The organism is Pseudomonas flavocrustae, assembly GCF_029872515.1.
GTDB lineage: Bacteria > Pseudomonadota > Gammaproteobacteria > Pseudomonadales > Pseudomonadaceae > Chryseomonas > Chryseomonas aestiva.
The window spans coordinates 266,784-280,283 of sequence record NZ_JAPDIQ010000001.1 but is presented as its reverse complement, the minus strand read 5'-3'; the positions used below and the strand labels follow the sequence as shown (position 1 = coordinate 280,283).

The window sequence follows — 13,500 nt, the reverse complement described above, 5'->3', positions numbered from 1 at the left end:
AGTCGCGAAGGGGCAAGGCTGACGCTCATGGATCAGCCCTGACGCAGCGGAACCAGGTACACCGGGATGCGCGCGGTCTGCAGCAGGCAGCTGGCGGTCCGCCCCAGAGGTGTCACCTGGGCGTCGCCCTGGCTGCGACTGCCGATTACCAGCAGATCCGCGGCGAACTCCTGGGCCTGCCTGAGGATGGCCGCTGGCGGATCGCCCTGCACCACCCGCACGGCACGCACCAGCCCCACGGTGGCGGGAGTTTCCAGCAGGTCCTCGCGCAGGGATTCGAACACCTGCTGCTCGATGGTCTCCAGCACCAGATCCAGACCGCCATTGCGCAGGCGGTCCAGGGATTCACCGTCCAGATGCTGTTGCAACAGGGTAGACGCCAGCAGGCCGAGCGGCTCCACCACATGGACGACATACAGCTGGGCCTGATGGATACGGGCGAGATTCAAGGCATGCTGAAAGACATAGGGCGAACACAGGCCCAGGTCCGTGGCGTAAAGCAGCGAGCGGATCACGATTCCTCCTGGCCAGATCAGCCGATCAGGCCGGTACGACGCGGGATAGCCTCACCAGCGTAGCAGGGGATCACCGATTGCGCTGCAACCCGCGCCTTAGAGCCTGCTCAGGACGCTCAGGGCAGTTCCTCGGACGCGCGCCCATCCGCCGCCTGGATCGCTGCCACCAGGGCCGGCTCGCGTAGCGGCGCCTGTACCGGGCCGAGCAGCTCGCCGTCCCGGACCAGAAACAGCGCCGGCAGATGAAAGACGCCATAGCGCTGCACCAGGCCGCCGCTGCGCTCGGCGTCCACCCAGTACAGTCGGTCGACCGGCAGCCTCGCCGCAGGTAGCACCTGGCGCGCCAACCGGCAGGTGGCGCAACCGACGCTGGTGAAGATCAGCAGCGAGCGCCCGGGCGCCGCCAGCAGGACGGCATCCGCCGTCCCATCGTCCAATTCCATCGCTTCCTCGCCACGCTCATCGCCAAGGCGCGCCCTCAGGCTCGCCAATAGCGTCGTAACCATTGTGACCGGGCGGGACACGCGTTAAGGTGCCCCACCCTCTCCACCGTATTTTGCCTGCACGGGCCCCGTCCTGTCGCAGCGCCGTGACCGACGAGTAGCACCATGGCCGCACAGCCCCGCCTTAACGACCTCAACATCGAAGCCAACGAGCCGCTCATCACGCCCGAGCAGCTCAAGCAGGAGATCCCGCTGAGCGATCTCGCCGCCGACACCGTCGCCCAGGGCCGCCAGGTCATCCGCGATATCCTCGACGGCAAGGACCATCGCCTGTTCGTGGTGATCGGCCCCTGCTCGATCCATGACATCAAGGCTGCCCACGAATACGCCGAGCGGCTCAGGGCACTGGCCGCCCAGGTCAGCGACAGCCTCTATCTGGTCATGCGCGTCTATTTCGAAAAGCCCCGCACTACCGTGGGCTGGAAGGGCCTGATCAACGATCCCTACCTGGATGACTCCTTCAAGATCCAGGACGGCCTGCACATCGGTCGCCAGCTGCTGCTGGACCTGGCGGAAATGGGCCTGCCCACCGCCACCGAGGCACTGGACCCCATCTCCCCGCAGTACCTGCAGGACCTGATCAGCTGGTCGGCGATCGGTGCCCGCACCACCGAATCCCAGACCCACCGGGAAATGGCTTCGGGCCTCTCTTCCGCGGTCGGCTTCAAGAACGGCACCGATGGCAGCCTGACGGTGGCCATCAATGCTCTGCAGTCGGTCTCCAGTCCGCACCGCTTCCTGGGTATCGACCAGCGCGGCCAGGTCTCGGTGGTGATGACCAAGGGCAATGCCTATGGTCATGTGGTCCTGCGCGGCGGCAACGGCAAGCCCAACTACGACTCGGTCAGCGTCACCCTGTGCGAGCAGGCGCTGGTCAAGGCCAAGGTCAAGCCGAACATCATGGTCGACTGCAGCCACGCCAACTCCAACAAGGATGCCGCCCTGCAGCCGCTGGTGATGGACAACGTCGCCAACCAGATCGTCGAGGGCAACAACTCCATCGTCGGCCTGATGGTGGAAAGCCACCTGGGCTTCGGCAGCCAGCCGATTCCGGCGGATCTGTCGCAACTGGAGTACGGCGTCTCGGTGACCGACGCCTGCATCGACTGGGCGATGACCGAGAAGAGCATTCTCGACATGCACCGCAAGCTCAAGGATGTGCTGCCGCGCCGCGCGCGCAGCTGATCCGCCAGCGGATACGAAAACGCCGGGCTCAGCCCGGCGTTTTTCTTCCGCACCAGAGCCTGTTCAAAGTCTCGCGAGCTAGAGACAAACAAGGCGAAGCTGGCTGAGGAAGCGGATCGGACCCGCGCTCGGGTTTACGAATGGTAAATGAGCATTGCGACGGGGCCACCTTGGCCGGGCTGGCGACCCAGGCCAGTTTCAACGCCGTTTGGCCGACGCGCAGCAGACTTAGGACAGGCTCTCAGGCCAGCGGCGTCACCTGGCCACGCCGCTCCAGATAGTGCTCCACATAGGAACAGGACGGTATGACGCTGTAGCCGCGGCTCTCGGCGTAGTTCAAGGCGTGCTCGGCCAGCCTGGCGGCCAGGCCGCGCCCACGCAGGGCATCGGGGACGAAGGTGCGATAGAAATCCATCGTCTGCTTACCCAGATCCATGTAGGCGAGATAGGCGCGTTGACCGTCGACAGAAAGCTGGAATTGATGATTGGCCTCATCGTGTTCCACGTGCAGGGATTCGTTCATGACTACTCCTTGGCGGTTTGGCTCCGCCTTATCCATTGTTATCGATGATACCCGAAGACGAGAACGCACCCTTCCTGTGCGGGACTGAGCCACAGCGCGTCAGACCCCTCCGGAAGAAGCAGGTTCTGACCAGCCGTCGCACCGAGAAATCACACTATATCAGGGCTGTTCACGCGGGAGCAGGCGCGGCTTTGACCTTGACAACTTCCGGTCATCCTCTAACGTTTTGAAACGTTCGTGGCTTTCAGCCATCCAAGCAGTTGCTGGTACCGGGTGCGGGCATTCGGGGACGAACTCGGGGAGCGAAGCAGGATTTCCGCAAAAAATCTTTCTTCAACGGGTTTAGCTCAGTTTACTTACGACCGGTAATGAGTAGTATGTAGCCGCAATTTTCCACCTGGGAAATTGATCTTAAAACAGGATGTCTACCTCAAGGGGTTTACGATGAACAACGCTCTGAAATTCGCCGCCCTGGCTCTGGCCGCTGCTATGGCCACTGGTTGCAGCACCGCTAACAAGGAAAGCGAAGCTCGCCTGACCGCTACCGAAGACGCCGCTGCCCGCGCTCAGGCTCGTGCTGACGAAGCCTACCGTCACGCTGACGAGGCCCTGGCCGCCGCTCAGAAAGCTCAGCAGACCGCTGACGAAGCCAACGAGCGCGCCCTGCGTATGCTGGAAAAAGCCAGCCGCAAGTAAGCGCCTCGGCTGGAAAGGCGAGTGGCAACAGTCGCCTTTCCCGGAGCAAACAAAAAGCCCGCCATCTCAGATGGCGGGCTTTTTGTTTGTCTAACCGGCCGAGTGCGCTCGGCCGGTCGCGATCACAGGGTCTTGGCGGGCGCCTTGGCCACCGTACCGGTAACCATGCCGGCAGGCAGGTCGGCGATTTCCACCGGCAGGCCGTCCTGGCCCTGGACCACGTCCCGTACCGTGTTCCAGTTCACCGCGCTGTTGGCCTGCAGCAGGTCGTCACGCTTGATCAGCGCATTGACCACCGCGGCCTGACGGTCGATATCGGTCGGGTCGCCCTTGAGGTTGACCGGCTGATGAGCTTCCAGATAGAGCTTGCCCTGGCTCACGCCGAACTTGTAGGGCTCGTCGATGATGCGCACCGGCGTGCCGATTGGCAGCATGCCAACCAGTTCGGTGACGTTGAAGTTGTACATGCGGAAGCAGCCATGGCTGACCTGCATGCCGATACCGAACTTCTTGTCCGAGCCGTGGATGAGATAGCCCGGCAGGGTCAGACGGATCTTATAGGGGCCAAGGGGATTATCCGGACCGGGCGGCACCACCTTGGGCAGCGGATCGCCTTCGGCGGCGTGCTCGGCACGGATGGATTCCGGCGGATACCAGGCCGGATCCTTGATCTTGTCCACCACCTTGGCCACGCCGACCGGCGAGCCCCAGCCATCACGACCGATGCCCAACGGGTAGGTGAACACCGAATGACCACCCTTGGGGTAGTAGTACATGCGGTATTCGGCGATGTTGATGACGATGCCTTCGCGCGGCCCGGGCGGCAGGATGAAGCGCGTCGGCAGCACGATCTCGGTGCCGGCGCCCGGCAGCCAGGCGTCCACGCCCGGATTGGCGGCCACCATCTCGGTGTAGCCCAGATCGTACTTCTGGCCGAGATCGGCGAAGGTGTCTTCGTAGGCGGCCTTGATGACCTGAACCTCGCCGACCACGTCTTCACCGGGTGGCGGCAGCGGCAACTCCAGTGCCTGCGCCGTACCCGCGCTCAACAGACCAAACAGCGAGAGGGAACCGACCAGGGTCGAAACGCGCGCGGGCATGGGATGAATCCTTGCAAGAAGCAAAAAGGTGACGGCGCGAATTGTACACGCCTCGATCGGCGTCCGGCAGGGCCTCAAAAGACCTGTAATGGATTCGGCAGGCCTCGTTTGGCACCCTGCAGCCGCTGCATGCAGGCCGGACAGAGGGTCTTGAGACCGAGCGACCGGCGATTCAGCGGATGCAAGCGGGGCCGCGCCGGCAACAGGGTGCCGCACAGGGTCCGGTCGGTGGGCGAGCCCAGCTCCAGCTGCCGGGCGACGATATGCACCCGCCCCTCGCGGCAGGCGAACAGGTCGAGCTGGGCATCGGGCTGGATCAGCTGATAGCCGTGCATGGACCGGGAAAGGCGGGACATCGGGATACTCCAGGGGCGGATCCGCCGGGCGGTAGATTGGCCGGACCGGCGGGGCGCGCAACCTTAGCGGAAAGCCCCGCCGGGGAAAAGTCCGACGTTCAGTCGCGCAGCAGCGGCTGCAACTGGGGCCAGGCGTTGTCCAGCAGACGTTGCTGGGCATTGGCCTGAGGATGAATGCCATCCGGCTGCATGAAGGCGGGATCGCCGCCCACTCCTTCGAGCAGGAAGGGCACCAGGGCCACCTGCTGGGCCTTGGCCACGTCGGTATACACCTGGGCGAAGCCGTCGGTATAGCGCGGTCCGTAGTTGGGCGGCAGGCGCATGCCCAGCAGCAGGACACGGGCGCCCCTGGCCTTGGCCTGCTCCACCAGGGCGGTGAGGTTGCGCTCGAACTGGGCCAGCGGCTGGCCCCGCAGGCCGTCGTTGCCGCCCAACTCGATGGCCACCACCGTGGGCTGATGATCGGCCAGCAGCTTTGGCAGGCGCGCCAGGCCACCGGCGGTGGTATCGCCACTGATGGACGCATTCACCACCTGATAATCGAGCTTCTGCTCCTGCAGGCGCCGCTCCAGCAGCCGCACCCAGCCCTGGCCTTCGGCGAGGCCGTAGCCGGCGCTGATGCTGTCACCCACCACCAGCAGGGTGCGCGCCATGGCCAGGGGCGCCAGGGTCAGGCAAAGCACGGCCAGCAGCCAGGCAATGCCTTGGCGCAAAGGCGCACTGGACTTCGCCCGGCTTTTTGACTCTAACTCGCCACAGCCGCCCGCGTGCGGGCCCTTCGAATACGGCATCGGAATCCTCATGAGCGAAGTCATACTGCTGGCACGCGACCTTAGCAAGGTCGTCACGGGCGCGGAAGGCGCGCTGCCGATCCTCCAGGCGCTGGATCTGCAACTGGAGGCCGGCGACAGTTTGGCCATCGTCGGCAGCTCGGGTTCCGGCAAGTCCACCCTGCTCGGCCTGCTGGCCGGTCTCGACCTGCCCAGCGGCGGCGAGGTCCATCTCGCCGGTCAGCGGCTAGACACCCTCGATGAAGACGCCCGCGCCCGCCTGCGCGCGGAACGGGTGGGCTTCGTCTTCCAGTCCTTCCAGTTGCTGGACAGCCTCACGGCGCTGGAAAACGTCATGCTGCCGCTGGAACTGGAGGGCGTGCGCCAGGCCCGGGAACAGGCGGTAGCCCTGCTGGAACGGGTCGGCCTGGGCGAGCGACTGCGGCACTATCCGCGCCAGCTCTCCGGTGGCGAGCAGCAACGGGTGGCCCTGGCCCGCGCCTTCGCGCCGCGACCCAGCATCCTCTTCGCCGACGAACCCACCGGCAATCTCGACAGCCGCACCGGCGCCCATATCAGCGATCTGCTGTTCGAACTCAACCGTGAGCGGGGCACCACGCTGGTGCTGGTGACCCATGACGAACGCCTGGCCGCGCGCTGCGCCCGCCAACTGCGCCTGGAAGGCGGTCGGCAGGTCGCGGCATGAGGCGCACCGGTCTACCCTTCGCCCGGCTGTTCGGCCTGGCCTGGCGCCAGAGTCTGAGAGAACTCCGCGCCGGCGAGATCCGCATGCTCTGCCTGGCGCTGGTGATCGCCGTCGCGGCCAGCGTCGCCATCGGCTACTTCACCGCCCGCCTCGGCGCGGGCATGGCAAATCGCGCCAGCGAATTCCTCGCCGCCGACCTGGTGCTGCTGGGCAGCGAACCGCCCCGTCCGGAACAGGTGGACGCCGGCCTGCAGCTCGGCCTCGAACACAGCCGCTCGCTCAACTTCAGCACCATGGCGGCAGGTGCCGAGGCCCTGCAACTGGCCAGCGTCAAGGCGGTCCAGGCCAACTTCCCCCTGCGCGGCGAGGTGCGCAGCGCCGCGGTACCGGACGGTCCCGAACAGCCGGGCGGCGCTCCGGCGCCCGGGGAGGCCTGGGTCGAGCCGCGCCTGCTGCTGGCGCTGGATGCCAAGGTCGGCGATCGCCTGGACATCGGCCGCAAGGCCCTCACCATTACCCGGGTGCTCACCTATGAACCCGACCGTGCCGGTGACTTCTACAGCCTGACGCCACGAGTGCTGATCAATCTCGACGACGTGGCCGCCACCGGGGTCATCCAACCCGGCAGTCGGGTGCGCTATCGCGAACTTTGGCGCGGCGAATCCCAGGCACTGGCCGCCTATCGCCAGGCCCTCACCCCGGCCCTGGCCGCCAACCAGCGCTTCGAGGGACCGGGCGACGGCAATCGGCAACTGGGCAACGCCCTGGAGCGCGCCCAGCGCTATCTCGGCCTGGCCAGTCTGGTGGCGGTGGTGCTGGCCGGTGTAGCGGTGGCGCTGTCGGCCAATCGCTTCGCCGCGCGGCGCTTCGACGCCAGCGCCCTGCTGCGCTGCCTGGGCCTGACCCGGCGCGACGCCCTGATGCTCTACGGCCTGCAACTGGGACTGCTGGGCCTGGCGGCGAGTCTGCTCGGCGCCCTGCTCGGCTGGCTGGCGCAGCTGGTGCTGTTCGAGCTGCTGCACGGACTCTTGCCGGCGCGCCTGCCGGCCGCCGGGATCGGTCCGGCGCTGGCCGGCATGGGCACCGGGATGGTCGCCCTGGTCGGCTTCGCCCTGCCACCACTGGCCGCCCTGGGGCGGGTCCCGCCACTGCGGGTCCTGCGCAGCGACCTGCAGCCGGTGCCCCTGCGCACCTGGCTGGTCTATGGCTGCGCCCTGTTGGCCCTGGGGCTGATCATGTGGCGACTGTCGCTGGACCTGCGCCTGACCCTGGCGCTGCTGGTGGGCGGCCTGCTCGCCGGGCTGCTGTTCGGCAGCCTGCTGTACCTGGCCCTGCGTGGCCTGCGCCGGGGGATGCAGGGTGCGCCACTGGCCTGGCGGCTGGGGCTGGGCCAACTGCTGCGCCATCCGCTGGCGGCGGTGGGCCAGACCCTGGCCTTCGGCCTGATCCTGCTGGCCATGAGTCTGGTGGTGCTGCTGCGGGGCGAGTTGCTGGAACGCTGGCAGGCGCAATTGCCGCCCGAGGCACCCAATCACTTCGCCCTCAATGTCCTGCCGGACGAGCGCCAGGCCTTCGCCACGGCAGTGGGCAATCTCTCGCCCCACGCCAGTCCGCTCTATCCCATCGTGCAGGGGCGGCTAGTCAGCGTGAAGGGGCATCCGGCCCAGGAAGGCCTGGAAGACGACTCCCGCGGTGGCCGTGCCACCCGGCGCGATCTCAATCTGACCTGGTCGGCTGGGTTGCCGGACGGCAACCGCCTGGAAGCCGGTCAGTGGTGGGATGCGCTGCCCGCCGGCGAGCTGCCCGGCGTCTCGCTGGAAAGCGAGCTGGCCCGCAGCCTTGGCGTCGGCCTGGGCGACACCCTGGGCTTCATCATCGGTGACCGCCAGATCGAAGCGCGGATCACCAGCCTGCGGCAGGTCAGCTGGGACAACTTTCAGCCGAACTTCTTCGTCATCTTCGCCCCGGGCACCCTGCAGGACGTGCCCTTCACCTACCTGGGCAGCTTCTACCTGCCGCCCGGCCACGACCGCGAATTGCTGAACCTGGCCCGGCAATTCCCGGCGGTGACCCTGCTGCCCATCGATGCCCTGCTCGACCAGCTGCGCAGCATCCTGCGCCAGGTCAGCGTGGCCGTGGAATTCGTGCTGCTGTTCGTGCTGGCCGCCGGTATCGCCGTGCTGCTGGCCGGCCTGCAGGCGACCCTCGACGAACGCATCCGCCAGGGCGCCCTGCTGCGCGCCCTGGGTGCCCGGCGCGAATTGCTGCAACGGGCGCGGCGCACCGAATTCATCCTGCTCGGCGGTGCCAGTGGCTTGCTCGCGGCGCTCGGTTGCGAGATCGTCAGCGCCCTGCTCTACCGGCTGGCCTTCGAGCTGGACTGGCAACCCCACCCCTGGCTGTTGCTCCTGCCGGTGCTGGGCGCCCTGCTGGTCGGCACGGCGGGGCTGCTGGGCACGCGGCGGGCCCTCACCGCCAGTCCGTTACTGATCCTGAGAGAAAGCTGATCCATGAGTCGCTACCGTCCGCCGCGCACCGCCGGCACGCCCCTGATCACCGCCGCCGGCGAAGCCCGGCTGCGCGCCGAACTCCACGAACTGTGGAACGTGCGCCGGCCCCAGGTCACCCAGGCGGTGAGCGAGGCGGCCGCCCTGGGCGATCGCTCGGAGAACGCCGAGTACATCTATGGCAAGAAGATGCTGCGCGAGATCGACAGCCGAGTGCGCTTCCTGCGCAAGCGGCTGGAGAATCTCAAGGTGATCCGCGAGCGCCCGGCGGATCCGGGCAAGGTCTATTTCGGCGCCTGGGTCACCCTGGAAGACGATGACGGCGCCGAGAAGCGCTATCGCATCGTCGGCCCGGACGAACTGGACCTCCGGCAGAACCTCATCAGCATCGACTCGCCCCTGGCGCGGGCGCTGGTCGGCAAGGCGCTGGACGCGGAAGTCCGCCTGCAGACGCCGGCTGGCGAACAGCGCTGGTACATCGTCGACATCGAATACCTCGATAACTGATCGAGTCGGCAGATACTTCCGTCCGAAAAACGTGATTTACATCACAAAAATAAGGCAACATCCACGGCGCATACGGCGGAGGACCGCCCCCTTCTCAAGCAAGGATTCGCGGCATGAGAGCGCCGACGCTTTACGCTTTGCCCAATCAGCCTGCACTACGTTGGCTCGTGACCACGCGGGACTCGCTCGACGAAAATCTGCAACAGCAGCTGCTGGCCGGCCCGTTTTCCTCACGGAGCGCCATGTTCGTCGGCGCTCTGAACAGTCTGTTGATCAGCTGGACCTGCGCCTTCTTGCATCCCACGCCCTTGTTCCTCGGCTGGATGATTCTCGATACCCTGATCTGGCTCACCCGCCTGGTGCTGCTGCACTGCATCCAGCTGATGGACGGCCTGGCGCCGCCATGGCTCAGCGAGGTTTCACTGGTACTCGGGCTGCTCTGGACGGCTATCCTGGGTGTGGGCACGGCCGCCTGCGTTCTCAGCGGCGATGGGGTGCTGCAGGTGCTGGGCTGCACCTCGGCAGTGGCCATGAACGGGGCCATCACCATGCGCAACCAGGGCATTCCACGCTATGCCTTCCTGCAGATCCTGCTCACCGACGTCCCGATGAAACTGGCCACCCTGTTCCAGCCCGAGCCCATGCTGCGGCTGTTCCTGCTGCAGGCACCGCTCTATCTCACGGCCAACTGGATACTGCTGGACAGGCTCAATCGCACCCTGGTCCGCGCACTGACGGCCGAACTCGATAGCCGCTGGCATGCCACTCACGACAGCCTGACCGGACTCTACAACCGTGCGGGCATCCTCGCGCTGCTCGAGGGCGCCCTGCACCGACCTCGTTCAGGGTCTGGGCGCGTGGCGGTCTTCTATATCGATCTGGACGACTTCAAGGGTGTTAACGACGTCCAGGGCCATGCCGCCGGCGATCGTTTGCTGCAAACCTGCGGCGAGGTATTGACTCTGAGCGTGCGGCAAAGTGATTTCGCCGGACGCCTGGGCGGCGACGAGTTCCTGCTGGTGGTGCAGGACGCCACCGAAAACGGGGCTCAGGATCTGGCCCGGCGTATCCTCGGCCGTCTGGTGCCTCAGGGTACGAGCGTGAGCATCGGCATCGCCCTGCAGCGGACCACGGAGGACAGTCCGGCCTTGCTGGCGCGGGCGGACCAGGCGCTCTACACCGCCAAGCTTGCCGGCAAGGGAGGCTTCAGTCTGGCTGATGCCCGCGCTAGCGCCGCCGGGTAATCACGCCCTGACGCGCCACCCGCGTCAATTCCCGCACCAGGGGTGCAAGACCGGCCTGGCCGGGCGACTGCACCACGGCGAAGTCGAAGCTGCCGTCGGCAAAGCCACGCAACTGTTCGGCGCGGTCGGCGAAGCGGATCTGCAGGGTACGGCTGTGGGGCCAGCGCCTCGGCCAGCCTTCGAGATAGCGCAGCAGGGTGGGCTGATCGGGACCGCCGAGCAGGATGGCGGGATGACTGGCGAGCTTGCCCTGGGTCAGGGGGGTAAGGCGTAGCGGGAGAGGTAGCATGGACGAAATTCCGCCTCGTGGATCCAGCTGGGCGGTAGTACGAGGCCTGCTCCGTCCAACGCTTTAGCGGTATTTGTAAGCGCCCCGCAAGTTGCTGTTTAAATCGGCGCAGGATCATCCTAGGGAGGGCCAGACTGCCCTGTCAAGCGGGCTTCACCCGTCTTCGCGGCGGATCGCCCTGGCGCTCGTCGCCGCCACGGCCGGTGCTTCCAGGCGCGCCCGTTCACGACTGAAGGCCACCCGGTACTTGTTGACGCTGGCGACGTAGTTGACCACCCCGATACCCACCTCCTCGGCGGCGATGCGTTCGACCTGGAAGAACCAGCGATCGCCGTCCAGGCCCTGTTTGCGCGCCTTGGCCCGCAGCGCCTGAACGCGCTCCGGGCCCAGGTTGTAGGCCGCCAGGGTAAAGGCGCGGCGCTCGCGCTCGGCAAGCCGCGGACTGGAGAAGAATTCTCGCCGCAGGCGCGCCAGATAGCGGGTGGCGGCCTTGACGTTGTCCTCGGCGGAATGCAGGTTGCGCACTCCGACGCTGCGCGCCGCCCGCGGGGTGATCTGCAGCAGCCCCGCGGCGCGGCCGGCACCGCGGGCATGGGGATCGAGGCCGGACTCCTTGTAGGCCATGGCGGCCAGGGTCAGCCAGTCGAAGTCGTAGGCATTGGCATAGCGCTGCAGCAGCGGCCGCACCTGGGCCAGGCGCTTGCGGTCATGGGCCTGTAGCGGATCGCGCACCTGATAGCGGCGCGCATAGCCCTGGCGAAAGGCCTTGTCGTCGTCGCGCGCCTGGGGTTGCCGGGCGAAGGCCCGTATCCGCTCGGCGAGCTGGTGCGCAGGGGCACGCAGATACCAGAGCTGCGCCTGGTCATGGGCCACCACTACCCGATCGGCGACCCGCAGGCGCGACAGCACCCGTGTCCAGCGATGCGCCAGGCCGGATTCGACGACACTGAGCGGATAGATGCCGGCCTGGGTCAGCTCCAGTACATCTTCCACCGCCAGGCTCGGATCGGCCCACTCGACCTGTACCGGCCGCAGCCTGCGCTTCTCCAGCTGGGCATTGAGCCGTTCCAGGGCCGGGCCGGCGGCGCTGCCCTGGGGCAGCACCACCCGGCGCCCGGCCAGTTGTTCCAGATGCCGTGGCAGGCGCTGACCACGTCCGCCCACTACCACCAGGCTGGCAGGCGCCGCCACCGACGCGGCGATCAGGGCCGAATGCGGCGGTGGCAGCAGGGTTTCGCCCGGCGCCACCAGATCGCCCTCGCCTCTTTGCAGCGCCGCCAGGAGGTCGTCCTTGGCCTTGGGCACGAAGACCAGGCGCAGCGGCCGGCCGCCGGGCTGCTGCCGCAGGTAGCGGGCGAAGGCCTCCAGGCGCCGATACTCGATGCCCAGCGCCTGGCCGTTCCATTCGCCGGAGCTGTGCCGACTCTGGTTGACCAGGACGCGCAACTCGCCGGTACGCTCGATGGCAGTCAGGTCGCGGGCCGCGACATGCCGCGGTGCTTCGGGTGGCAGCGCGCCGAGCCGTGCCTGGGCGGAACCGGCGAGCAGGCAGCCGAGGATGACAAGGGTGAATCGAAACGGCATCCAGGACTCCTGACCTGGCCGGGACAGCGCCGATAGCACCCGGACTACGGATAGAATGATGGACCAAGTCTGTAGAAGGTCCGCACCATGCAATTGATCGACATCGGCGTCAACCTTACCCACCCCAGCCTGCTCAAGGAGGTGGATGCGGTGATCGAGCGGGCCCAGGCCGCCGGTGTGATGCAACTGGTGCTGACCGGTACCACCCTGGAAGACAGCGAGAACGCCCTCAATCTCTGCCTGCGCCTGGACGCCGGCGAAGCCCTGTTCAGCACCGCGGGCGTCCATCCCCACGAAGCCTCGACCTGGAACGCAGCCGCGGCCAGGACCCTGCGTGAACTGGCCGGCCAGCCCAAGGTACGGGCCCTGGGCGAATGCGGCCTGGACTTCAATCGCGACTTCACCCCGCGACCGCAGCAGGAGCGCTGCTTCGAGGAACAGCTGGCCCTGGCCGCCGAATTGCGCCGCCCGGTGTTTCTCCACGAACGCGACGCCAGCGAGCGGATGCTGGCGATCCTGCGCGACTATCGCGACCATCTGCCGGCCGCCGTGGTGCACTGCTTCACCGGCGAGCGCAAGGCGCTCTACGGCTATCTGGATCTCGACCTGCACCTGGGCATCACCGGCTGGATCTGCGACGAGCGCCGTGGCCTGCACCTGCACGAGCTGGTCGGGCAGATTCCGGTCGGTCGGCTGATGCTGGAAACCGATGCCCCCTACCTGCTGCCGCGTACCCTCAGACCCAAGCCGCGCCATGGCCACAACGAACCGGCCTTCCTGCCGGAGATCCTGCGCACCGTGGCGCGCCTGCGCAACGAAACGCCGGAGCAGACCGCCCTGCACACCACCGCCACCGCTCGTGCCTTCTTCGATCTGCCGGAGATCGCCGAGCCAGAGCGGGTGGAGGACTACGACTAGGCGCAGGACGCCGCTGCGCTAAAGTCGCGCAGGCCGGAGCCGTTAACCTCAGGGCTTGTTCCGCGGCGTCACCCTCCTCCCTACAGGACGTTGACGC

Annotated in this window: 15 protein-coding genes; 7 read left to right on the top strand and 8 right to left on the bottom strand. The window is 66.9% G+C overall.

Annotated features, from left to right (window positions below):
* Positions 1 to 32 precede the first annotated feature (32 nt).
* Together OMP44_RS01320 and OMP44_RS01315 are read right to left on the bottom strand one after the other, a co-directional pair.
* The gene (locus OMP44_RS01320; RefSeq protein ID WP_133862718.1) at positions 33 to 515 is read right to left on the bottom strand and encodes a universal stress protein; all 483 of its coding nucleotides are present in this window, start codon (positions 513 to 515) and stop codon (positions 33 to 35) included.
* 116 nt (positions 516 to 631) lie between these two features.
* Complete coding sequence (locus OMP44_RS01315; protein ID WP_187980000.1) at positions 632 to 958, bottom strand: thioredoxin family protein; 327 nt, start codon at positions 956 to 958, stop codon at positions 632 to 634.
* Positions 959 to 1,123: 165 nt separating this feature from the next.
* On the opposite strand from OMP44_RS01315, the gene OMP44_RS01310 reads away from it, so the two are divergent.
* On the top strand, positions 1,124 to 2,203 hold the full coding sequence (locus OMP44_RS01310) for a 3-deoxy-7-phosphoheptulonate synthase (RefSeq protein WP_187980001.1): 1,080 nt from the start codon (positions 1,124 to 1,126) through the stop codon (positions 2,201 to 2,203).
* Between the two features lie 241 nt (positions 2,204 to 2,444).
* Here OMP44_RS01310 and OMP44_RS01305 read toward each other — a convergent pair whose 3' ends face one another.
* Positions 2,445 to 2,726 carry a GNAT family N-acetyltransferase gene (locus OMP44_RS01305; RefSeq protein ID WP_187980002.1) on the bottom strand — a complete coding sequence of 94 codons (282 nt, stop codon included), beginning with the start codon at positions 2,724 to 2,726 and terminating at the stop codon, positions 2,445 to 2,447.
* Positions 2,727 to 3,170: 444 nt separating this feature from the next.
* Here OMP44_RS01305 and OMP44_RS01300 point away from each other — a divergent pair, with 444 nt between their 5' ends.
* The gene (locus tag OMP44_RS01300) at positions 3,171 to 3,422 is read left to right on the top strand and encodes an Lpp/OprI family alanine-zipper lipoprotein (protein WP_059315705.1); all 252 of its coding nucleotides are present in this window, start codon (positions 3,171 to 3,173) and stop codon (positions 3,420 to 3,422) included.
* A gap of 122 nt (positions 3,423 to 3,544) precedes the next feature.
* Here OMP44_RS01300 and OMP44_RS01295 read toward each other — a convergent pair whose 3' ends face one another.
* From OMP44_RS01295 to OMP44_RS01285, 3 genes are all read right to left on the bottom strand, one after another.
* Entirely contained in the window at positions 3,545 to 4,522 is a 978-nt protein-coding gene (locus tag OMP44_RS01295) for a L,D-transpeptidase family protein (protein ID WP_133862714.1), read from the bottom strand.
* Positions 4,523 to 4,596: 74 nt separating this feature from the next.
* Positions 4,597 to 4,878 carry a hypothetical protein gene (locus OMP44_RS01290; RefSeq protein WP_280306053.1) on the bottom strand — a complete coding sequence of 94 codons (282 nt, stop codon included), beginning with the start codon at positions 4,876 to 4,878 and terminating at the stop codon, positions 4,597 to 4,599.
* A 98-nt stretch (positions 4,879 to 4,976) separates the two neighbouring features.
* On the bottom strand, positions 4,977 to 5,531 hold the full coding sequence (locus tag OMP44_RS01285; protein WP_178083933.1) for an arylesterase: 555 nt from the start codon (positions 5,529 to 5,531) through the stop codon (positions 4,977 to 4,979).
* A 148-nt stretch (positions 5,532 to 5,679) separates the two neighbouring features.
* Here OMP44_RS01285 and OMP44_RS01280 point away from each other — a divergent pair, with 148 nt between their 5' ends.
* From OMP44_RS01280 to OMP44_RS01265, 4 genes are all read left to right on the top strand, one after another.
* Entirely contained in the window at positions 5,680 to 6,354 is a 675-nt protein-coding gene (locus tag OMP44_RS01280) for an ABC transporter ATP-binding protein (protein WP_133862712.1), read from the top strand.
* Entirely contained in the window at positions 6,351 to 8,861 is a 2,511-nt protein-coding gene (locus OMP44_RS01275; RefSeq protein WP_280306052.1) for an ABC transporter permease, read from the top strand. The genes OMP44_RS01280 and OMP44_RS01275 overlap by 4 nt, the downstream gene beginning before the upstream one ends.
* A 3-nt stretch (positions 8,862 to 8,864) precedes the next feature.
* Entirely contained in the window at positions 8,865 to 9,368 is a 504-nt protein-coding gene (gene greB / locus OMP44_RS01270) for a transcription elongation factor GreB (RefSeq protein ID WP_273861381.1), read from the top strand.
* A 167-nt stretch (positions 9,369 to 9,535) separates the two neighbouring features.
* Complete coding sequence (locus OMP44_RS01265) at positions 9,536 to 10,612, top strand: GGDEF domain-containing protein (protein WP_280306050.1); 1,077 nt, start codon at positions 9,536 to 9,538, stop codon at positions 10,610 to 10,612.
* Here the strand turns inward: OMP44_RS01265 and OMP44_RS01260 are convergent.
* Both OMP44_RS01260 and OMP44_RS01255 read right to left on the bottom strand, forming a co-directional pair.
* A complete protein-coding gene (locus OMP44_RS01260) occupies positions 10,596 to 10,901 on the bottom strand; it encodes a hypothetical protein (protein WP_280306049.1) in 306 nt (101 codons plus the stop codon). The genes OMP44_RS01265 and OMP44_RS01260 overlap by 17 nt on opposite strands.
* A gap of 153 nt (positions 10,902 to 11,054) precedes the next feature.
* Positions 11,055 to 12,485: an MltF family protein gene (locus OMP44_RS01255; protein WP_280306048.1), complete on the bottom strand. Its 1,431-nt coding sequence runs from the start codon at positions 12,483 to 12,485 to the stop codon at positions 11,055 to 11,057.
* A gap of 87 nt (positions 12,486 to 12,572) precedes the next feature.
* Here OMP44_RS01255 and OMP44_RS01250 point away from each other — a divergent pair, with 87 nt between their 5' ends.
* Positions 12,573 to 13,403, top strand: a complete 831-nt coding sequence (locus OMP44_RS01250; protein ID WP_280306047.1) for a TatD family hydrolase — start codon at positions 12,573 to 12,575, stop codon at positions 13,401 to 13,403.
* The last annotated feature ends 97 nt before the right edge of the window (positions 13,404 to 13,500 follow it).